The organism is Laedolimicola intestinihominis (assembly GCF_040096155.1).
Classification (GTDB): Bacteria; Bacillota; Clostridia; order Lachnospirales; family Lachnospiraceae; genus Laedolimicola; species Laedolimicola intestinihominis.
The window spans coordinates 264,740-286,084 of sequence record NZ_JBBMFE010000002.1 but is presented as its reverse complement, the minus strand read 5'-3'; the positions used below and the strand labels follow the sequence as shown (position 1 = coordinate 286,084).

General features: G+C 51.3%; 14 protein-coding genes and 2 pseudogenes. 11 read left to right on the top strand and 5 right to left on the bottom strand.

All coding sequences use genetic code 11. The annotated features are described in order from the left end of the window. Positions 1–5: 5 nt before the first annotated feature. From WMO29_RS03675 to WMO29_RS03650, 5 genes and pseudogenes are all read left to right on the top strand, one after another. Entirely contained in the window at positions 6–1,430 is a 1,425-nt protein-coding gene (locus WMO29_RS03675; RefSeq protein ID WP_349163821.1) for an SGNH/GDSL hydrolase family protein, read from the top strand. Positions 1,431–1,640: 210 nt separating this feature from the next. Then, positions 1,641–3,530, top strand: a pseudogene (gene mutY, locus WMO29_RS16745) (A/G-specific adenine glycosylase). Between the two features lie 24 nt (positions 3,531–3,554). Beyond that, positions 3,555–4,703 (top strand): UDP-galactopyranose mutase, encoded by a 1,149-nt coding sequence (glf, locus tag WMO29_RS03660; RefSeq protein ID WP_349163817.1) that lies wholly within the window; start codon positions 3,555–3,557, stop codon positions 4,701–4,703. 12 nt (positions 4,704–4,715) lie between these two features. Next, on the top strand, positions 4,716–5,741 hold the full coding sequence (locus tag WMO29_RS03655) for a glycosyltransferase family 2 protein (protein ID WP_349163815.1): 1,026 nt from the start codon (positions 4,716–4,718) through the stop codon (positions 5,739–5,741). Positions 5,742–5,744: 3 nt separating this feature from the next. Then, a pseudogene (locus tag WMO29_RS03650) lies at positions 5,745–5,878 on the top strand (family 1 glycosylhydrolase); the annotation flags it as partial. Positions 5,879–5,951: 73 nt separating this feature from the next. On the opposite strand, the gene WMO29_RS03645 reads toward WMO29_RS03650, so the two are convergent. After that, positions 5,952–6,620 carry a phosphatase PAP2 family protein gene (locus tag WMO29_RS03645; protein ID WP_349163814.1) on the bottom strand — a complete coding sequence of 223 codons (669 nt, stop codon included), beginning with the start codon at positions 6,618–6,620 and terminating at the stop codon, positions 5,952–5,954. A gap of 208 nt (positions 6,621–6,828) precedes the next feature. Continuing rightward, the gene (locus tag WMO29_RS03640) at positions 6,829–7,758 is read right to left on the bottom strand and encodes a diacylglycerol/lipid kinase family protein (protein WP_349163813.1); all 930 of its coding nucleotides are present in this window, start codon (positions 7,756–7,758) and stop codon (positions 6,829–6,831) included. A gap of 220 nt (positions 7,759–7,978) precedes the next feature. Between WMO29_RS03640 and WMO29_RS03635 the strand changes: the two genes are divergently transcribed. Then, positions 7,979–9,541 carry an NAD(P)/FAD-dependent oxidoreductase gene (locus WMO29_RS03635; protein WP_349163812.1) on the top strand — a complete coding sequence of 521 codons (1,563 nt, stop codon included), beginning with the start codon at positions 7,979–7,981 and terminating at the stop codon, positions 9,539–9,541. Positions 9,542–9,636: 95 nt separating this feature from the next. On the opposite strand, the gene WMO29_RS03630 is transcribed toward WMO29_RS03635, so the two are convergent. Both WMO29_RS03630 and WMO29_RS03625 read right to left on the bottom strand, forming a co-directional pair. Next, positions 9,637–11,010, bottom strand: a complete 1,374-nt coding sequence (locus WMO29_RS03630; protein ID WP_349163811.1) for a sodium-dependent transporter — start codon at positions 11,008–11,010, stop codon at positions 9,637–9,639. A 193-nt stretch (positions 11,011–11,203) separates the two neighbouring features. Beyond that, positions 11,204–11,695 (bottom strand): QueT transporter family protein, encoded by a 492-nt coding sequence (locus tag WMO29_RS03625; RefSeq protein ID WP_178039227.1) that lies wholly within the window; start codon positions 11,693–11,695, stop codon positions 11,204–11,206. Positions 11,696–11,956: 261 nt separating this feature from the next. Here WMO29_RS03625 and WMO29_RS03620 point away from each other — a divergent pair, with 261 nt between their 5' ends. From WMO29_RS03620 to WMO29_RS03610, 3 genes are all read left to right on the top strand, one after another. Continuing rightward, complete coding sequence (locus WMO29_RS03620; RefSeq protein WP_349163810.1) at positions 11,957–12,715, top strand: DeoR/GlpR family DNA-binding transcription regulator; 759 nt, start codon at positions 11,957–11,959, stop codon at positions 12,713–12,715. Between the two features lie 65 nt (positions 12,716–12,780). Beyond that, positions 12,781–14,781 (top strand): dihydrolipoyl dehydrogenase family protein, encoded by a 2,001-nt coding sequence (locus tag WMO29_RS03615; protein WP_349163809.1) that lies wholly within the window; start codon positions 12,781–12,783, stop codon positions 14,779–14,781. Between the two features lie 265 nt (positions 14,782–15,046). Then, the gene (locus WMO29_RS03610; RefSeq protein ID WP_349163808.1) at positions 15,047–17,527 is read left to right on the top strand and encodes an alpha-ketoacid dehydrogenase subunit alpha/beta; all 2,481 of its coding nucleotides are present in this window, start codon (positions 15,047–15,049) and stop codon (positions 17,525–17,527) included. Positions 17,528–17,615: 88 nt separating this feature from the next. Here the strand turns inward: WMO29_RS03610 and WMO29_RS03605 are convergent, their stop codons facing one another. Next, positions 17,616–18,953, bottom strand: a complete 1,338-nt coding sequence (locus tag WMO29_RS03605; RefSeq protein ID WP_349163807.1) for an MATE family efflux transporter — start codon at positions 18,951–18,953, stop codon at positions 17,616–17,618. Positions 18,954–19,077: 124 nt separating this feature from the next. Here WMO29_RS03605 and lplA point away from each other — a divergent pair, with 124 nt between their 5' ends. Continuing rightward, positions 19,078–20,064, top strand: a complete 987-nt coding sequence (gene lplA / locus WMO29_RS03600; protein ID WP_349163806.1) for a lipoate--protein ligase — start codon at positions 19,078–19,080, stop codon at positions 20,062–20,064. Between the two features lie 196 nt (positions 20,065–20,260). Then, the gene (locus WMO29_RS03595) at positions 20,261–21,253 is read left to right on the top strand and encodes a rod shape-determining protein MreB (protein ID WP_178038733.1); all 993 of its coding nucleotides are present in this window, start codon (positions 20,261–20,263) and stop codon (positions 21,251–21,253) included. Positions 21,254–21,345: the final 92 nt, after the last annotated feature.

Here is a 21,345-nt window from a genome sequence, read left to right as displayed (position 1 = left end):
ATTACATGAAAAAGAAACTAATCGGTATGGTTGTATTTCTGACGCTGGCAGTGAGCCTTCTTTGGAAGTTAAATGAGGTATTCAGCCTGAAGCAGGAGGATGGCATCGTGCCAATGGAGCTCTTTTATGAGCAGGAGCCCGGGAGCATCGACGTCATGTTCTACGGAAGCAGCCATACCTATTCCGATATCAACCCGGCGGTGCTCTGGGAGGAGGAGGGCATCTCTTCCTACGATCTGGCGGGCAGCCTGCAGCCTCTCTGGAACACCTACTATTACATGAAGGAGAGCCTGAAATATCAGCGCCCCAAGGTCATGGTGGTGGAGCTGGTGCGGGCCATTGAGAGCCGGGACTACATCGAGGAGGCCCGGACCGTGACGAACACCTTCGGCATGAAATTTTCGAAAGATAAGATGGAAGCTATCCGGGTGAGCACGCCGGACAATCTGATTCCCTATGTGCTGGGTTATCCGGTGTATCATTCCCGGTATACGGAGCTTTCCCGGGCGGATTTCGCGGCGTATCGGGGCGATCCCCATGGGAAAGCTTCCAAGGGGTATTATCCGCTGTATGTGACGAAAGCCTATGACTCCATGGCAGATATGAGTGGTGTGACCGAAAGCAGCGATTTGGCTCCAAAATCCGAGGAGTATCTGCGAAAAATTATTGCAATGGCAAAAGAAGAGGACATTCCGTTGGTGTTTATGATTTCCCCTTATCAGGGCATCATCGAGAGCGAGCAGATGATTTTTAACCGATGCGGGGAAATCGCGGTGGAGGAGGGCATTCCGTTTCTGGATTTCAATCGGATGTATGATGAACTGGGGCTGGATCCGCAGACGGATATGGCTGAGGCTTCCCATCTGAATTATCGGGGAACCGGGAAGCTGAGCCGTTATCTGGCTGGGTGGCTGGCGTCAAACTATGATCTGGCCGATCATCGGGGCGATGAAACCTATGCCAGTTGGGAGGAAAATGCGGCCGACTGGAAGCAGAAGGACGCAAACCAGATGCTGACAGAGGAGGAAGGCTGGTATGATTTCCTGCAGCTACTTTCGGAAAATGAGGGAACCTATACCTATGTGATTGGTCTGACCGGTGCTTATGACAATGGAGAACAGCCCATCGGCGAGGTGCTCTCGGAGCTTGGCGTGCCGGAGGAGGTGCTGGAACAGGGTGGCGTCTTTATCGGTGGTCTGGACGGCGGAACCGTGTTGCCTGGCGGAGCGGATGGTTCCTGTGTGCTGGAGTTTGCGGCTTCCGATCTGGAAGTGAAGGTCAGCGGGGGAAATCAGTCTGTCGTGTATAGTGGTGAGAGTGAGTTAAAAACGCTTAATGGTATCAATGTGCTGGTGTATGACCATTTCACCGAGAGTCTGGTGACGTCGGTGGGTTTTGACGCTGAGAACGGATATACCTGTGTGCATTAATGCCAAAACAGTCTCGCAAAATATATATTTTTAAGGATGCAGCAGGCGAGATAGATGATAAAAAAACAGGGTAATTTACAAAATATTAAGAAAGATTCTATGACATATTAAAAATATACCGCTAGAATAAAAACAGTTGCTGTTCTGAGTTACTTTTTTTGACAGAAAATTTGGAAGGAAGAGCGGGAACAGCAACAGCAGAGGTAAGAAATGAAATACGAACATATGGAGCCTGCCCGCTTCGTCTCCCGGTCCAATCGGTTTGTGGCTTACGTGGAGCAGAACGGCCAGCAGGAGATCTGCCATGTGAAAAACACGGGCCGCTGTAAGGAGCTGCTGATTCCCGGCGCGGAGCTGTATGTGCAGCGCTTCGATAACCCGGCCCGGAAGACGGCGCTCGACCTGGTTTCCGTGAAAAAAAGTAAGCAGTGGGTGAATATGGATTCCCAGGCTCCCAACAAGGTGGTGGCGGAATGGCTGAAGGCAGGCGGACTGGGCATGACAGACATCTTTGTGAAGCCCGAGTGTAAGTATGGGAATTCCCGATTTGACTTCTATCTGGAATATGAGGGCCGCAAAGCCTTTATGGAGGTCAAGGGCGTGACTCTGGAGGAGGATGGCGTGGCCCGTTTTCCGGACGCGCCCACCGAGCGAGGAGTGAAGCATATCGAGGAGTTAATGCACTGCATCGAAGCCGGGTATGACGCGTATATCTGCTTCGTGATTCAGATGAAGGGCGTCACGCGGCTGGAGCCCAATGATCGGACTCATCCGGCCTTTGGAGAGGCGCTGCGGAGAGCAGCGAAGGCGGGCGTGAGGGTGCTGGCTTATGACTGCCTGGTGAAGCCGGATGAGCTGAAGATAGACAAGAAAATAGAGGTTTGTCTTTAAGTAAAAAATTTAAAGTTATTTTTAGTAGAAAATAGAGGTTTATTTTTGAAGAAAGATTTGAATGTAGACTGCAATACAAAAAAAGAGGAACAGCAGAAAAAATCGGATGTTACAGCAGTGGGCGACAGCCAGTTGGCCGCTATCGTGCAGCCGCTCCTGTCCTGGTATGACACCCACGCCCGCGTCCTCCCCTGGCGGGAGCACCCGGCTCCCTATCGGGTCTGGGTATCGGAAATCATGCTGCAGCAGACGAGAGTGGAGGCGGTAAAGCCCTATTTTGAGCGCTTTATGACGGCGCTTCCCACCATCCGCGATCTGGCGGAGGCTCCCGAGGACGTCATCCTGAAGCTATGGGAAGGGTTAGGATATTATAACCGTGTCCGAAATATGCAGAAAGCCGCCCGGAAGCTGGTGGCAGAATACGACGGTCAGATGCCCGCGGATTTCGATGCGATTCTGGCACTGCCGGGCATCGGAAGCTACACGGCGGGGGCCATCGCGTCCATTGCCTTCGGCCTGCCCTATCCGGCTGTGGACGGCAATGTGCTGCGGGTGCTTTCCCGGATTGAGAAAAGCTATGACGATATCCTGAAGCAGTCGGTAAAACGGCACTTCGAGCAGGAGATAAAGGCAGTGATTCCGACAGACCGGGCCGGTGATTTCAGCCAGTCCCTGATTGAGCTGGGAGCCATCGTCTGCGTCCCAAACGGCGCGCCCAAATGCGGGGAATGTCCGCTGGCAGCGTTGTGTCAGGCCCACAGGGACGGCGTGGAGACAGAGCTTCCGAAGAAAACTCCGCCCAAAAGCCGCAGAATCGAAGATAAGACCGTTCTGGTACTGGTGTCGGACAATCAGGCTGCCCTCCGCAAACGGCCAGCGAAAGGGCTTCTGGCGGGCTTATATGAACTGCCGAACCTGGAAGGCCATCTGAACTCGGAGCAGGTGCTGGATTATGTGAAAGCGGAAGGGCTGTCCGCCATCCGAATCCAGGAGCTTCCGGCGGCAAAGCATATCTTCAGCCACATTGAATGGCATATGGCCGGATATGTGGTGAAGGTAGAGGAGCCGGAGCAGCAGGAAAATGACGCTTCGGACAGCCACGATTCCCCGGGAAAGCTGTTCTTCGTGGAAAAACAGCAGATGGAAGAGACTTATTCAATTCCGGCGGCTTTCGCGGCCTACACGGAATATTTTAAGCATAGATACTAAGGTTTTATGGAGGAAAGTTTTACTATGTACGACTGCATCATCATCGGTTCCGGAATCGCCGGCGCTGCCGCTGCCAGAATCCTGGCGGAGGAGCAGGGCAAAAAGGTTCTGGTGCTGGAAAAGAAACACCATATTGGCGGCAACTGCTACGACGGGAAGGACGAGTACGGCATCCTGGTACACTGGTACGGCCCGCACATCTTCCACACCGGCAATGAGGAGGTCTATGAGTGGCTGTCCCGTTTCACCGACTGGTACGCCTTCGGCCACGAGGTAGTAGCCCGGGTTGGCGACAAGCTTCTGCCGGTTCCCTTCAACCTGAATACCCTGAAAATGGTCTACGGCGAGGAAAAAGCCGCAGTATTGGAGAAAAAGCTGGTGGATACCTTCGGCTTCGGCGCGCGGGTGCCGATTCTGAAGCTGCGGGAGCAGCAGGACGAGGACCTGCGTGCCATCGCGGACTACGTTTATGAAAATGTTTTCCTGCGCTACACCATGAAGCAGTGGGGTCAGACCCCGGAGGAGATCGACCCGGCAGTCACTGGCCGCGTTCCGGTGGTCATTTCCTATGATAACCGGTATTTCGGGGACAAATATCAGGGTATGCCCAGGGATGGTTTTACGCCCATGTTTGAGAAAATGCTGGCTCACCCGAACATTGAGATCCGCACCAATACCAACGCGAAGGACGCACTGGTCATTTCCGAAAAGGAGGGCAAGGTACTGCTGGAAGGTCAGGAGTTCCATGGCACAGTTATTTATACTGGCCCGGTGGACGAGCTCTTCGACTGCCGCTTCGGACGGCTGCCGTACCGGACTCTGCGCTTTGATTTTGAACACTATGACAAGCCCGATTACCAGGGGCACAGCGTGGTGAACTACACGGTCAGCGAGGATTACACCCGTATCACCGAGTTCAAATATCTGACCGGTCAGAAGGCCGACAGCACCACGATTGTGAAGGAATATCCCTTCGCTTATACCGGCGCAGAGGGCGAGATTCCCTACTACGCCATCATGAATGAGGAAAATAACGCATTGTACCGAAAGTATGCGGATCTGGCGGCGCAGATACCGGATTTCCACCTTCTGGGCAGACTCGCAGAGTACAAATACTACAATATCGACGCCATGGCGGCAAAGGCCATCGCCCTTGCCCGCTCTCTGGCGTAAAAAGGAGGAAGCATGAAACTTTTATCCGTAGCAATTCCCTGTTACAATTCCGAGGCTTATATGCGTAACTGTATTCATTCCCTGCTGGCAGGCGGCGAGGAAGTGGAGATTATCATCGTGGACGACGGTTCCAGGGACGGCACCGCGGCCATTGCCGACGAATATGCTGAAAAATATCCGACCATCGTGAAGGCGGTTCATCAGGAAAACGGCGGTCACGGTGAGGCAGTCAACGCAGGCCTTCGCAACGCCACCGGTCTTTACTTCAAGGTGGTAGACAGCGATGACTGGGTATCTATTTCCGCTTACAAGGAAATCTTAAAGACTCTGGAGAAGCTGGCCGGAGCGAAGCCTATGGTGGATATGCTTATCAGTAATTTCGTCTATGAAAAAGAGGGCGCAAAGCATAAAAAAGTCATGAGCTACCGCTCTGCGTTTCCCCAGGATCAGGTCTTTACCTGGGATGATGTGAAATTCCTGCACAAGGGGCAGTATATTCTGATGCATTCGGTTATTTATCGCACCAAGCTGCTCCGGGAATGTGGACTGGATCTGCCAAAGCACACCTTCTATGTGGATAACATCTTTGTGTACCATCCGTTGCCCCATGTGAAGTATCTGTACTATCTGGATGTGAACTTTTACCGCTATTTCATTGGCCGCAGTGATCAGTCTGTCAACGAGAGCGTTATGATTGGCCGCATCGACCAGCAGCTGAAGGTCAACCGCATCATGATCGATGACTACAAGCTCTCCGACGTGCGTCAGATTCCCAACCGGAAGCTGCGCCACTATATGAAGAATTACCTGGAGATCATCATGGTGGTATCTTCGATTATTGCCATTCGTTCCGGTACCAAGGAGAACCTGGAGAAGAAGTACGAGCTCTGGAAATACCTGAAAAAGAAAGACCCGAAGACCTACTATGAGCTCAAATGGGGCGTTCTGGGCCGTACTATGAACCTGCCGGGCAGAACAGGCCGGAAGATATCGGAAGTGGCTTATAAGATTGCGAATAAGTTTGTTGGATTTAACTAGAAAGAAATGAAGAAACGCTGCGGATTCGTATATGTGGACGCAGATGACGAAGGAAACGGCACTTACAAGCGTTATCGGAAGGATTCTTTCTACTGGTATAAAAAATAATTGAGACAAATGGCGCTGAATCAGAATAAAAAACAAAATCAGGCTGGCAGATCAGACACATATCTGATCTGCCAGCCGTTCTCATTTCTCATAAAATTCTTTTTAAATAACGGTCTCTCTCTTCCTCTTCGGCACCCGTTCCCGTGCGAACGAGAACTCCATGCGATACACGATCTGATCCATCAAAGTACCCAGCACGATACCGGCCATCACGTCCAGGGCGGAGTGCTGCTTCAGGAACATGGTCGCCAGGATGATGGAAATCATCAATATAAAGGAACCGCCGTAAATCAGGCGATTGCGGCCAAGCTTCGGGTTATTCACCACAGCCCGGTGGGCTGCAATGGAATTGAATACATGGATACTCGGGAAAATGTTCGTCGGGGTATCCGCCTGGTACAGAATCTGCACCGCAAAGGTGAAGATATTGTGCCGTGGAAGCTCGGTGGGCCGCAGCAGGTGTCCGTTCGGATAGATGGTGGAGATTACCAGAAACAGTGTCATTCCGGTAAAAAGGAAGAAACAGTAGCGGTAAAACTCTTTTTTCGTTCCCTTGAAGAACAGATACAGGAATACGGCGGCAATGTATACAAACCATAGCAGATACGGCACAATGAAATATTCCACGAAAGGAATCTTATCGTCCAGCCATACATGAATCACATGGTAGGGCTGGTTGGCCCGGCTTTCCAGCCAGAAAAACCAGGGCAGATAGATAAAGCCGTAAAGCAGAACCCAGGCGTGCTTATATTTCTGGAAAAATGCTTTCATGCTGTCAACCTCCTTCTATGAACAATAAAATTTATCAGAAACCCTGTGAAAAACGGGGCTGTTCATTTCTGAATCGCAGTATAGCACAAAGCTATTTCCGGTTCAATCGGGTTCATAATTTTTTAAGAAAAAAATCACATTTTACAGGACATTTTCCATAATATACAAAAGCGTTCCGCAAAGTAATGTTATGTAAATAAAATCAGAATTATGCGTTCTTTCCGGCTGCAATCAAGGTCAGGCTCTGGGGGCAGCAGGCCATTTTTACAGTGTCTTCCATAAGGCAGGTTTCGCCGTCCGTATGGAGCGGCAGCGTGCCGGTGACAGCCACTTCCGCGCTCCTGGCCCGGAAGATATGGACGCCCGGGAAAATAGTGTGGAAACCCGCATAAGCAGTCGGAAGCATCAGGGCGATCAGAAGCTTTCCGAGACGGTTGACCACAAAGATATCAAGAAATCCGTCGTGGATATCCGCATGAGGAGCCAGCTTCAGTCCGCCGCCCTCGCAGTGGCAGTTCATGCCGGATACGAAATAGGCCTTCGAATAAGTTTTAGACTTTCCGTTGCTCAGAGTTATGGTGGCAGAACCTGGTTTACATAAAACCAACTGCTTCAGCGCGATGCCGACGTAGGTAAGCTTTCCCAGATGCAGTCTGTTCAGGAGATTTTTTATCCGGGAATGCAACGCCTCATGACAGACTGCAGCGTCAAAGCCACAGCCGCAGCTTACGGCAAAATAGCGCTTCTGTCCGCCAAGCTCCATCAGCCCCAGGTCGATCTTGTCGAAGTGTGTGGGATGCAGGATATTCTGAACCGCAGCTTCGGTGTCGGTTGGCAGCCCCATACACCGGGCAAAATCATTGCTGGAACCGGTGGGGATGTAGCCGAGGGTTACACGGGAAAAATCCCGGATGCCATTTATTACTTCGTTGACTGTTCCGTCTCCGCCCACGGCAATCAGTGTCAGGCGTTCCGTCCGCGCAGTGATTTCAGCAGCCAGTTCGGTAGCATGAGTCCGGTAGGCGGTGAAATATACCCGGTATTCCACATCCTCCTGATCCAGTATGCGTTCCGCCTTCTGCCATACGTATTTTCCATTGCCGGAACGGGAACCGGGATTCACAATAAAATAGTACATGGCCTGTTCTCCTGCCTTTCTCCTGCGTTTTGAAATCTCATTTTTATGGTACCAGTATAGCATCGGGAAAAATCGGGTTCAAGAGTAGAAATGCCTAAAATCAGCTAATATAATTTTCAGAAATTGATACGATTGACGGATACAGACAGATCGTGTACAATATAAGAAATATGGGCTGATCTGCCCATGGAGAATAAACAGGAAGAAAAAGGAGCTTTACATGAAGAAAGCAGTGATTATAGGAGCCGGACCGGCAGGTGTGACGGCTGCATATGAATTATTGAAGAAATCTGACGAGTACGAGGTGCTGATTCTTGAGGAGAGCCAGGAGATCGGCGGTATCTCGCGAACAGTGCGTTACAACGGTAACCGTATGGATATCGGCGGCCATCGTTTCTTTTCCAAGGATGACCGTGTAACCGCGTGGTGGGACGAGATTATGCCGCAGCAGGGCGCGCCGTCCTACGACGATAAGGTGCTGGGACGTACGATTCCGCTGAAGGCGGGCGGACCGGATCCGGAGAAGGAAGACCGGGTTATGCTGACACGTAACCGTGTATCCCGCATTTATTATCAGAAGAAGTTCTTCGATTATCCGGTTAAGATGAACGCGCGGACCATTAAGAACATGGGCTTTGCCACTACCATGGTAGCAGGCTTCAGTTACCTGAAGGCAGCCGTAGCCAAGAAGCCGGAGGACTCTCTGGAGAATTTCTATATCAACTGCTTCGGTAAGAAGCTGTATTCCATGTTTTTCGAGGGTTACACTGAGAAGCTGTGGGGACGTCATCCCAGCGAGATCGATGCTTCCTGGGGTGCGCAGCGTACCAAGGGCTTGTCTATCATGGGCATTCTGAAGGATAATTTCCAGAAGCTGCTGCCTCAGAAGCAGGACAAGCATCAGGTACAGACTTCTCTGATTGAGGAGTTCAATTATCCGAAGTACGGCCCGGGCCAGCTGTGGGAGACCGCGGCAGCCGAGGTAGAGAAGATGGGCGGCGAGATCCGCAAGGGCTGCAAGGTGACCAGACTGCACACCGCAGATGGCCGCGTGCAGAGCCTGTCTTATGTACAGAACGGAGAGGAGCACACTATCGAGGGCGACGTATTTATTTCCTCCATGCCGGTGAAGGATCTGGTAGGCGGCATGAACGACGTGCCGGAGGATATGAGCAAGATCGCGGCGGGACTGCCCTACCGTGATTTCGTGACTGTAGGACTTCTGGTGGACAAGCTGAACCTGAAGAACGAGACCAAGCTGAAGACCCTGAACAATATCGTTCCGGATTGCTGGATTTATGTTCAGGATGTGGGTGTAAAGCTGGGTCGTATCCAGGTATTCAATAACTGGTCCCCGTATCTGGTATCCGATCCGGATCATAAGGTATGGATTGGTCTGGAGTACTTCTGCAGCGAAGGCGACAAGTACTGGAACATGAGCGAAGAGGAGTGGGTACAGTTCGGTATCTCCGAGCTGGTAAAGATGGGCGTCATCACCAGCGAGAAGGACGTGCTGGATTCCCACAGAGAGCGTGTAAAGAAGGCATATCCGGCATACTTCGATACCTACGATCATATGGATGACCTGATCAAGTATCTGGACACCTTCGAGAACCTCTACTGCGTAGGTCGTAACGGTCAGCACCGCTACAATAACATGGATCACTCCATGGCCACCTCCTTCGAGACCGTGGACAACATCCTGAGCGGCAGAAAAGACAAGAAGAATATCTGGAGCGTAAATACGGAGAAAGAGTATCACGAAGAGAAGAAAGAAGCATAAAATAAAAGTCCAGACAGGTTTACACATGGCCTGTCTGGACTTTTATTTTATGTAATAGGAAATTTCGATGGAATCCCCTATTACATAAATAATATTTACGCTGCGAACTTCTGCCAGTATCCCATCACAAAGATGAACAATACAATCAGCGGAAGAATGTAGCTTACATAGAACCGCGCCCACTGCGGAAACTTGATGCCCTTGCCGGCGTCTGCCTCGGCGATGAACCTATCCCAGCCCCAGCCGTAGTGGCTGGTACAGAATAAAAGATACATAAGGCTGCCCAGGGGAAGCAGATTGTTGGAGACGATGAAGTCCTCCAGATCCTGGATGGTGCTTCCGGCGCCCAGGGGCGCGATGCCGCTCCATACATTGAAGCCCAGTACGCAGGGCATGGAGAGAACCAGAATCAGAATCAGGTTTACAAGGACAGATTTCTTACGGGTCCAGCCCCAGAGGTCAATGCCGAAGCTGATGATATTTTCAAATACGGCAATGATGGTGGACAGGGCTGCGAAGCTCATAAATACGAAGAACAGGGTTCCCCAGAGGCGGCCGCCTGCCATCTGGTTGAAGATATTTGGCAGGGTGACGAAAACCAGTCCCGGTCCCTCACCCGGGTCTACACCAAAAGCAAAGCAAGCCGGGAAGATAACCAGTCCGGCCATCAGCGCAACGACAGTGTCCAGAATGCAGATATTTACAGATTCCCCCATTAACGTACGGTCGCGGCTGATATAGCTTCCGAAGATAGCCATAGCGCCGATACCAAGACTTAAGGTGAAGAATGCCTGCCCCATGGCAGCAAAGATCACCTCGCCGATGCCATTTTCCACAATCCTGCTGAAATCCGGAATCAGGTAGAAACGAAGGCCTGCACCTGCGCCCGGCAATGTGACGCTTCGGATGCAGAGAACCACCAGGATTACCAGCAGGAAGGACATCATGACTTTTGTGATACGCTCCACACCGTTCTGCAGGCCCATGCTGCAGATACCGAAAGCCAGAAGCACAGCCACGATCATCCAGAAGGTCATGGAACCCGGGGAAGCCAGCATACCGTTGAAGACATCGCCCACCTCGTCCGGTTTGAGACCATGGAAGGAGCCGGAGGCTATCTTAAAAATATAGGAAATCATCCAGCCACCCACGGTGGTGTAGAACATCATCAGCAGGTAATTGCCCGCCATGGCGATATAGCCTTCGATGTGCCATTTAGTGCCCTTCGGCTCCAGTACATGGAAGCTCCGGGCTGCGGACTTGCGGCTTGCGCGGCCCACCGCGAACTCCATGGCCATAATCGGCATGCCTAAGATAACAAGGAATACCAGGTAAATCAGCACGAAAGCGGCTCCGCCGTATTTACCGGTGATATAAGGAAAGCGCCATACATTGCCCAGGCCGATGGCGCAGCCGGCTGAAATCAGGATAAAGCCCAGCCGGGATGAGAATTTTTCACGTTTCTCCATGGTAAATCTCCCTCTTGCTATTAAAAATAAATTCGTGACTTATCATAGCAGAGAATGCAGCGGTGCGTCAATGCGACGCTTCAACGCTTCGAAACGGCAAAACTGCAATACAAAAAAGAAAGCTCCACTGCCGGAAGCTTTCTTTAAGGTGTTTTCAATATGGAGTTGTTTTATACAGATAAGTAATTCTGCGTTATAAAGCAGTCTTGAAAATAGAACTCCGGTAACGATCCAGCACCAGCAGCAGAATCGTGCCGATGATGGTGGCAGTCAGAATCTCGCCGAGAGCCACCGTTCCCATCATAAAGGGAATCGGGAGAGGCTCGCCGTAGCCGTATTTCAGAACCCAGGGAATGATAAGCGCGTTGGCTGCCACCGGCGGAACAGAAGCCAGATACTTACTCTTGTTCCGAAGGGCGTAAGTGGCAAATGCGGCGATAAGGGTCGCCACGCTTCCGGCGATAACGTCCAGAATAATACCGCCGCCCAGCACATTTGCGATGAGACAGCCCACGAAGAGACCGGGAATCGCAGCCGGCGTAAAGAACGGCAGAACCGTCAGCGCCTCGGCGATACGCGTCTGGATGGGGCCGTAGCTGATGGGCTGGAACACCACGCAGAGTACTACATAGATAGCAGCGATCATAGCTGCCTGGGTCATAAACTGCACTTTGTTTGTTTTCATATTCAGTTCTCCTTTAGTTTTGTTTTACGAGTGGAAGGTCACGAACACTCGGCACATTTATAGGCGGTGACCGCCTGGCAAGCCCTGTACGACCTTGGTTTTAGCGGGCATTGCAACGTGTGACAGTATAACACGACAGGAGCGTAAAATCAAGTCCCAGAAAAATGTGAAAAATACGTTGACTTAAATGTTATAAAATGTTATTATGTGTTATGCAGAACGGGAGTAATATAACAAATCTTAACAAGAGGATGTATCAATATGAATCTGCTTAGAAAAGAGACCATAGGAAAATATATCCAGGAGAAGGGCGCTGTTACCGTAAAGGAGTTGGGGGCTCTTTTTCCGGAGGTTAGTCTGATGACCATTCACCGTGATCTGGAGAAGCTGGAGCGGGAGGGTGTGATAACCCGAACCCGGGGAGGAGCCATAGCCGTGACGCAGGGTTCCAGTCCTACGGAGGCTAAGCTGGAGGCGCGGATGCAGACCAATATGAAAGCGAAGCGCGAGATGGCGAAGAAAGCATTGAAGCTGATTGAACCGGGAAGCGCCATTTTTATGGACGCCGGGACATCCAGTATTGCACTGGCACAGACCCTGCCGGACATGGATTTAAATATATTTACTACCGCGCCTAATGTGGCGATTGAACTTTCGAGACTGTCCGCACCTACGATTCATATGTGCTGCGGAACTTTAAACCGGCTGAATCAGGCCGTATCCGGACAGAGCACCCTGCAGATGCTTCGGGAAATCAATATCGCGCTGGCGTTCATAGGCGTATCCGGTTACACAGACCAGGGCGGTTTTACCTGCGGCAAAGAGGATGAGATGCTGGTAAAACGGCTTATGGTGGAACGGGCCGGGAAAAAGGTGATTCTGATGGACAGTTCCAAATGTGGAAAGATTTTACCTTATACCTTTGGAAATGTGGAAGATGTGGATTATATTATTACCGATGGCGAAGTCCCGGCGTCTTTAAGAGAACGGGCTGAGAAAGCCGGAACCGAGATTCTGTAAAGAATCATGAACATGTGAGCAATAAAAATGGAACTATATAGGAAAGGATAATGGAGGGTAAAAAAATGGCAGTAGGCGTATTGATGCCAAAGGCGGGAATCACCGTAGAAGAATGTGTGATTACGGAATGGCTAAAGAAGAAAGGCGACCACGTAAATGTGGGCGATGTTCTTTTCACCTATGAGACGGACAAGGCTTCTTTTGAGTGCGAGTCCACAGCAGAAGGAACACTTCTGGACATTTTCTATGAGGATGGAGACGAAGTACCGGTTCTGGTCAATGTCTGTGCTATCGGACAGCCGGGAGACGATATTTCCGGAATTAAAGAAGGCGGATCCGCACCGGCAGCAGAAGCCGCACCGGCAGCAGCACCCGCACCCGCGGCAGCACCTGCACCGGCGGCAGCACCCGCAGGCGGTGCGCACATGGCACAGGGCGTCCTGATGCCGAAAGCAGGAATCACTGTAGAAGAGTGCGTGATTACCGAGTGGCTGAAGAAAGAAGGAGACCAGGTCAATGTAGGCGATGTTCTCTTTACATATGAGACAGATAAGGCATCCTTTGAGTGCGAATCCACGGCAGCAGGAACACTTCTGAAGATCTTCTATGAGGATGGAGACGAAGTTCCCGTACTGGTGAATGTCTGCGCAATCGGACAGCCGGGCGACAGCATCGAGGGTCTGAAGGAAGGCACCGCACCGGCGGCAGCGCCCGCAGCGGCTCCGGTACCGACAGCAGCACCTGCACCGGCGGCAGCACCCGCAGGCGGCGCGCATATGGCAACGGGCGTCCTGATGCCGAAGGCAGGAATCACTGTAGAAGAGTGCGTGATTACCGAGTGGCTGAAGAAAGAAGGAGACCAGGTCAATGTAGGCGATGTTCTCTTTACATATGAGACAGATAAAGCATCCTTTGAGTGCGAGTCCACTGCGGCAGGAACTCTGCTTAAGATTTTCTACGGCGACGGAGACGAAGTACCTGTACTGGTAAATGTCTGCGCTATCGGACAGCCGGGCGACAGCATCGAAGGTCTGAAAGAAGGCACCGCACCGGCGGCAGCGCCCGCAGCGGCCCCGGCAGCGGCTCCGATCCCGGCAGCAGCACCCGCACCGGCAGCAGCGCCGGCAGCAAGCGGCCCGGCTAACCCGGACGCTAAGGTATCTCCGAGAGCAAGAAAGGCAGCTGCAGAGCTTGGTGTAGACGCTACAGCGGCAGCCGGTACCGGCGCTCACGGAAGAGTCATGGAAGTAGATGTGAAGACCTATGCGGCAAACGCGCCGGCACCTGCAGCGGCTCCGGCTGCAGCAGCACCTGCAGCTCCGGTTACAGCAGCAGAAGCTCCGAAGGCAGCACCTGCAGCAGACGACGCAGAGTACACAGATGTGAAGTTCTCCGGCGTCAGAAAGGCCACCGCGAAGGGCATGATGAAGTCCTTAAGCACCATGGCTCAGCTGACCCATTACCATTCCTTCGACGCGTCCGCACTGCTGGCTCTGAGAAAGCAGATCAAGGCCAACGGCGAAGCGATGGGCATGCCGAACATTACCTTGAATGATATGGTACTTTTTGCAGTATCCAGAATCCTTCTGCATCACCCGGATTTGAATGCGACTATGCCGCAGGAGAACATGCTCCGTCAATACCATCACGTACATCTGGGTATGGCGGTAGATACCCCGAAGGGACTGTTCGTACCGACCATCTTCAATGCGGATCAGATGAGCCTGGCAGAGATAAGCACAGAGGCAAAGCGTCTCGCAAAGCTTTGTCAGGAAGGCAAGGCTACACCGGATATGCTTTCCGGCGCCACCTTCACCGTATCTAATGTAGGTTCCCTGGGCGTGGAGATGTTCACCCCGATTGTAAATCCGCCGCAGGTAGGTATCCTGGGCGTGTGCGGAACCACCACCCGCATCAAGGAAGTAAATGGAGAAATCAAGCCGTATCAGGCTATGGGACTTTGCCTGACCTACGACCACAGAGCCATCGACGGCTCCCCGGCATCCCGCTTTGTAAAAGAGCTGTGCGGTGCGCTTGAGAACTTCTCACTTCTGATGATGAAATAATTTTATTTAGCCAACCAACTTTCAAGCCGGGGGCGACACCAACCCCGCCCTCGGCTACTGCCATTTTGATACTATTCAGCAGTGCGCGGATAGGTGAATTCTGTGAAAGCCGTGCAAGTTTACTTGCTAAGGCCTGAACAGAATTCACATAGACGCATAGGGCGCTTAGCCCAAGCGAGACGGAGTGCGAAGCACGGAATCGAGCTTGCACTGCGTCCGTGCTGAATAATATAGAACTTAACCAAATTAAAAAAGGAGAAAAAACATGCCAAAGTCATTATATGTAGATCCGGACAAAATGCGTGCGGAAGGAAAAATCACATTTAAAGACATCCCGATCAATGTATACAAAAAGAGTGTAAAGGAAGAAGTAGAGGAAGGCAACTATACCAAGGAAGACCTGCTCCGTATCTACCGCGATATGAGCATCTGCCGTGAGTTCGAGGATATGCTGAACCAGATCAAGACTCAGGCGAAATATGCGGACGTTGAGACAACTTATCCGGGTCCGGCCCATCTGTCCCTGGGACAGGAGGCAGCCGCAGTCGGCGAGGCGTATCTGTTGGGCAAAGAGGACTTCACCTTCGGAAGCCACAGAAGCCACAGTGAGATTCTGGCAAAAGGTCTGTCCTGTATCCAGAAGCTGAATGACAAAGAGCTGATGGACACCATGGAGAATTTCTTCGACGGCAAGACTCTGAAGGCCATTCAGACTGTCAGCAAAGCAGACGGCGATGTAAAAGAGCTGGCTATCGAATTCCTGGTATACGGCGCCCTGGCAGAGCTGTTTGCCCGTGAAAATGGTTTTCACAAGGGACTGGGCGGCTCCATGCATGCGTTCTTCCTGCCCTTTGGTATCTACCCGAACAATGCATTGGTAGGCGGTTCCGCAACCATCGCGACAGGAGCATCCCTGTTCAAGAAATGTAACGACAAGGACGGCGTCGTAGTAGCCAACCTGGGCGACGGCTCCATGGGACGCGGCCCCGTATGGGAGGCACTTTCCTTCGCTACCATGGATCAGTACCGTACGCTGTGGGAAGAGGGAAGAAAGGGCGGCCTGCCGCTGATCTTCAACATCAACAATAACTCCTATGGTATGGGCGGTCAGACCTGTGGTGAGACCATGGGTTACGGCGAGCTTGCACGTATGGGTGCAGGCGTAACCGAGAGCCAGCTGCATGCAGAGCGTGTAGACGGCTATAACCCGCTGGCTGTTATCGACGCATACAGAAGAAAGCTTCCGCTTGTTAAGAGCGGCGAAGGTCCGGTATTCCTGGATGTGGTTACCTACCGTCTGCTTGGACATTCTACCTCCGACCAGAATGCATACCGTACCAAAGAGGAGATCGAGGCTTGGAAGGCACAGGATCCGATCATCACCTTCCGCAAGGCCATCGTAGACGCAGGCATTGCTGAGGATAGTGAGTTCGATGCTATCTGGGCGAAGACCAAGGAAAGAATGGCTCGCATCTGCCGCCTTGCAGCAGACAAAGAGGCTTCTCCGTATCTGGACTTCGATAAGGATCCGGCTATCGTAGAGCGTCTGATGCTGAACAACGGACACCAGCGCAGCATGGATACCACCAGAGAGCCGTCTGTAATGGGACCGAAGGAGAACTGCAAGCGTTACAATGATATCCAGAAGAAGGTTCGTACACATTACATTGATGGTACAGAAGTAAGCTCCATGAAGCGTTACAATATCCGTGACGCTATCTTCGAGCCCATGTTCAATAAATATTATGAAGATCCGACACTCATCGCTTACGGCGAGGATGTGCGTGACTGGGGCGGCGCATTTGCTGTATACAGAGGATTTACCGATGTGATTCCTTACTCCAGACTGTTTAACTCACCGATTTCCGAGTCCGCTATCGTAGGTACCGGCGTAGGCTATACCATGTGCGGTGGCCGTGCGGTTATCGAGCTGATGTACGGCGACTTTATCGGATGCTGTGGTGACGAGATCTTCAACCAGATGGCAAAATGGCAGGCTATGAGTGCCGGAATCCTGAAGATGCCGCTTATCTTACGTGTATCCGTAGGTTCCAAGTACGGCGCTCAGCATTCTCAGGACTGGACCGCAATGTGCGCTCATGTACCGGGCCTGAAGGTTTGCTTCCCGGCTACCCCGTATGAGGCAAAGGGTCTGATGCAGGCAGCTCTGAACGGAACTGACCCGGTTGTATTCTTTGAGAGCCAGAGAATCTACGATGTAGGAGAGAAGTTCCATGAGGGCGGTGTTCCGAAGGAAGAGTACGAGATCACCATGGGTGACGTGGACGTTATCACTACAGGTTCCGATATCACAATTCTGACTGTAGGCGCTACCCTGTACCGTGCATATGACGCAGTGAAGGAACTGAAAGAGAAATACGGTATCTCTGCAGAGCTTATCAATCTGCATAGCCTGGTACCGCTTGATTACACCAAGATTCTCGAATCTGTAAAGAAGACCGGCAAGGTTGTTCTGGCTTCAGACGCATGCGCAAGAGGAAGCTTCCTGGACGATGTGGCAAAGAACATCACCACACTTGCTTTCGATTATCTGGACGCACCGCCCGCTATCGTTGGAGCTCAGAACTGGATTACACCTCCGTTCGAGTACGACAAGTACTTCTTCCCGCAGAAGGAGTGGATCCTGGATGCCATCAACGAGAAGATTATGCCGCTTAAGGATTATAAGCCGGTAACCAATATGACAGCAGAAGAGGAAATGCGGAAGCTGAAACTGGGTGTCTAATTCAGAGGTAAGGCGAGTAAAAGATTAAGAGAGAGAATAAAATAGGGCGTCCCATAGAAAGGGACGCCCTATTTTTAAAAACAACGATTTACAGAAGATAATTTCTTTCTCCGGGCTTTCTGAAATAGGTTTGGTGCATGCCGAGGGTAAGCACCAGAGTCAGAAATTCTGCTACCGGGATAGCAAGCCATGCTCCGGTTACCCCGAGAAACCGGGGCAGAATCAGCAGGGACAGTACGATAAACACCAGCGTCCGTAAGAATGAGATAATTGCGGATACCCTTCCATTGGACAACGCGGTAAAGAAGCCGGAGGACGTGATATTGATTCCGCTGAACAGAAAATTAATGGCGAAAATCCGAAAGCCTGCGTCAGCCAGGGCAAAGGTTTCCGGGTCATGGGTGAAGATGGATACCAGCAGTGTGGAGGTGGCGACGGCAGCCAGGGTCATGAGGACAGATGACGCAGCCACGAAGAGAAACGAGGTTTTATAGATGCTCCTAAGCTGCTTCCGGTTCTGCGCGCCGTACTGGAACCCCACGATGGGACTGATGCCGATGGAAAAGCCCAGATAAAAGCCGTTAAATAAGAACTGCCCATAGAGCAGAATCGTGATGGCGGCTACGCCGTTTTCCCCGGCCAGATCCAGCAAGATAATGTTGAAGAGAAAGGTAATTACTGCATTGGAAAGCTGGGTGACCATCTCGGAAGAACCGTTATAGCAGGCCATAAGAAGTTCTTTCCCATGCAGACGGAAACGTGTGAAATAAAGGCCCTTCCGGGAAAGCAGGAAAAAGAATAACCCGGCGATGGCCGGAACGGACTGGCCGATACCGGTGGCCAGGGCAGCGCCTGTGATTCCCATAGGGAAGACCAGAATGAGAACGTAGTCCAGAACCGCGTTCAGAATACCGGCGCCGATGGTCAGAAAAAGTCCCAGAGCCGGCATACCTGCAGTTACCAGATAGGACTGGAACAGAGTCTGCAGCATACAGGCCGGAGCGAACATCAGAGAGGTGGACAGATATGCCTGACAGTCTGCCAGCAGAATATCTGTGGAACCTAAAATCCGGCAGATGGGTATCAGAAATACCTGAGTCAGAATCAGCAGCAGAATGCTGACCGCAAGACCGATGACCGTGAAACTGGTCAGACATTCCCTGGCTTTCTGATTCTTACCTTCGCCCAGATATTTGCTGATAATGGCGTTGCCGCCGGTGCCCAGCATGGTGGCGATGGCAATGACCACATTGATTACGGGAAAAACGATATTGAGGGAAGAAAGTGCATTGCTTCCCAGAAAACGTGAAATATAAATGCCGTCTACAATGGTGTAGAGGGACATGAAAATCATCATGATGATGGACGGAAACGCGAATTTCAAAAGCGCCCAGGGCGTAAAATGCTGATTTAACGACGTACTCATAACAAACTCCTTTATCATCTGTAAGGGATAGCATATAGGATAAGAAGGAATACGTCAAGAAATCTATGGAAAATTAGAGAAAAATTAAGGAACAGAGAAATGACCTGCAAGGAGGAGACGCGACATGAATAATTATTTTGTACAGACCTACACCTGGAACCCCTGGAGAAATCTGGCCGTGGAGAAATATCTGGCAGACAAAATCGAGCCCGGCGACGTGGTGCTTTATCTCTGGCAGAATGATCATACGGTAGTTATTGGCCGCAACCAGAACGCCATCCGTGAGTGTAAAGCCCAGCTTCTGGAGGAGGAGGGAGGCTTTCTGGCCAGACGTACTACCGGAGGCGGAGCCGTGTACCATGATCTGGGCAATCTGAATTTTACGTTTCTGGCATCCCCGGAGCGCTATGATCTGGAAAAGCAGCTGAAGGTGATTCAGGCAGCCTGCCGGAAATTCGGCATTGAAACGCAGTTTTCCGGACGGAACGACATCATTACCGAGGATGGGTTCAAGTTCTCCGGAAATGCGTTTTCCAAGAATTCCCATTGCAATATTCAGCATGGAACCCTGATGGTGGATGTGGATGTGACGCAGCTTGGCAGATACCTGACTCCGTCCAAGGAGAAGATGAAGGCCAAGGGCGTGAAGTCTGTACAGTCCCGGGTATGTAACCTGAAGACGTTGAATCCGGACATCACCACAGACGCTCTGCGGTCAGCCCTGAAGGAGAGCTTCGTGGAAGCCTACGGCGATTTTTCCGAGCTTAACCCGGCTATCTTTGAAAACGCTGAGGTACAGGAAATCTATAATCTTTATTCATCCTGGGACTGGAAGTTCGGCAAGTCTCCTGAGTGCGAGACCTCTTACAGCAGGCGCTTCGACTGGGGTGAGGTGGAGATCTGGCTGCGCCTGAAAAATATGCACATGGAAGAAATTAAGATTTATTCCGATATGCTGGACGTGGAATTCCCGGCGAAGCTGGAGAAGCTGTTACAGGGGAAACGGTATGATATGGCGGACCTGAACCTGGATGATGAGACAGCGGAATTTACATCGGAGCAGCGGGAAAAAGCAAAGCAGGTGTGCGAATGGCTGACTCACTGTTTCTAAACGGGATCTTACAAGGATCTTAAGAAACCATTAAATTTTCCTGCGACGAAAAAAAACACTTTTCTTTTTGGAATTCCTTGTATATAATATAAGTTACGCAAATAGGTGTTTGCACAAAGCCTGAATAACAGCTTGAAAATGTGTAAGACTGATATTATAGAAGATTAAGGGAATGTGAGAAAGGGGAATCTGTAAAATGGCAGGAACAGATATTGGAATTGACCTGGGTACAGCCAGTATCCTTGTATATATAAATGGAAAGGGCGTCGTATTAAAAGAGCCGTCCGTAGTGGCATTTGACCGTGATACCAATAAGATCCGCGCCATCGGCGAGGAAGCCCGTCTGATGCTGGGAAGAACCCCCGGCAATATTGTAGCGGTACGTCCGTTGCGTCAGGGCGTTATCTCTGACTATACCGTAACGGAGAAGATGCTGAAGTACTTCATCCAGAAGGCTACAGGAAAGAGATCCTTTCGAAGACCGCGTATCGCAGTCTGTGTACCCAGCGGTGTAACTGAGGTAGAGAAGAAGGCTGTAGAGGACGCTACCTATCAGGCAGGCGCCCGTGAGGTTATGATCATCGAGGAGCCCATCGCGGCAGCCATTGGAGCCGGTATCGATATTTCCCGTCCCTGCGGTAATATGATCGTAGATATCGGAGGCGGTACCAGCGATATCGCTGTTATCTCCCTGGGCGGCGCGGTAGTCAGCACTTCCGTGAAGATTGCGGGAGATGACTTTGACGAGGCTATCGTCCGTTATATGCGTAAGAAGCACAATCTTCTGATCGGTGAGCGTACCGCAGAGGATATCAAGATCAAAGTAGGTACCTGCTATCCCCGAGCGGAGGTGGATCGTATGAGCGTCCGCGGACGTAACCTGGTGACAGGTCTTCCGAAGTCCGTAGAGGTAACCTCTGAGGATTGTGAGGAAGCGCTTCGTGAGTCTACCATGCAGATCGTGGAGGCTGTTCACAGCGTGCTGGAGAAGACTCCGCCCGAGCTGGCAGCAGATATTGCGGACAGAGGAATTGTCCTGACCGGCGGCGGCGCTCTGCTTCGTGGTTTGGAGGAACTGTTGGAGGAGAAAACCGGCATTAACACCATGACGGCAGAGGACGCCATGAAGTGTGTAGCCATCGGAACCGGTAAGTTTGTAGAGTTCATGGCCGGTAACCGGGACGAGTAAATTATACTTTTACAAATGAGGGGCATGACGGAGGTTTATCTGTCATGCCCATTTGTATATAACAGAGAGGTGGCGGGGAATCCTGCAATGCA

Bases quoted from the DNA above. Each gene is read 5' to 3' on its own strand.
- WMO29_RS03675 (WP_349163821.1), top strand. From the start codon at position 6: ATGAAAAAGAAACTAATCGGTATGGTTGTATTTCTGACGCTGGCAGTG.
- WMO29_RS03655 (WP_349163815.1), top strand. From the start codon at position 4,716: ATGAAACTTTTATCCGTAGCAATTCCCTGTTACAATTCCGAGGCTTAT.
- WMO29_RS03605 (WP_349163807.1), bottom strand. From the start codon at position 18,953: ATGAGTACGTCGTTAAATCAGCATTTTACGCCCTGGGCGCTTTTGAAA.
- WMO29_RS03630 (WP_349163811.1), bottom strand. From the start codon at position 11,010: ATGGAGAAACGTGAAAAATTCTCATCCCGGCTGGGCTTTATCCTGATT.
- WMO29_RS03645 (WP_349163814.1), bottom strand. From the start codon at position 6,620: ATGAAAGCATTTTTCCAGAAATATAAGCACGCCTGGGTTCTGCTTTAC.
- WMO29_RS03595 (WP_178038733.1), top strand. From the start codon at position 20,261: ATGGCAGGAACAGATATTGGAATTGACCTGGGTACAGCCAGTATCCTT.
- WMO29_RS03625 (WP_178039227.1), bottom strand. From the start codon at position 11,695: ATGAAAACAAACAAAGTGCAGTTTATGACCCAGGCAGCTATGATCGCT.
- WMO29_RS03635 (WP_349163812.1), top strand. From the start codon at position 7,979: ATGAAGAAAGCAGTGATTATAGGAGCCGGACCGGCAGGTGTGACGGCT.
- WMO29_RS03615 (WP_349163809.1), top strand. From the start codon at position 12,781: ATGGCAGTAGGCGTATTGATGCCAAAGGCGGGAATCACCGTAGAAGAA.
- glf (WP_349163817.1), top strand. From the start codon at position 3,555: ATGTACGACTGCATCATCATCGGTTCCGGAATCGCCGGCGCTGCCGCT.
- WMO29_RS03610 (WP_349163808.1), top strand. From the start codon at position 15,047: ATGCCAAAGTCATTATATGTAGATCCGGACAAAATGCGTGCGGAAGGA.
- lplA (WP_349163806.1), top strand. From the start codon at position 19,078: ATGAATAATTATTTTGTACAGACCTACACCTGGAACCCCTGGAGAAAT.
- WMO29_RS03640 (WP_349163813.1), bottom strand. From the start codon at position 7,758: ATGTACTATTTTATTGTGAATCCCGGTTCCCGTTCCGGCAATGGAAAA.
- WMO29_RS03620 (WP_349163810.1), top strand. From the start codon at position 11,957: ATGAATCTGCTTAGAAAAGAGACCATAGGAAAATATATCCAGGAGAAG.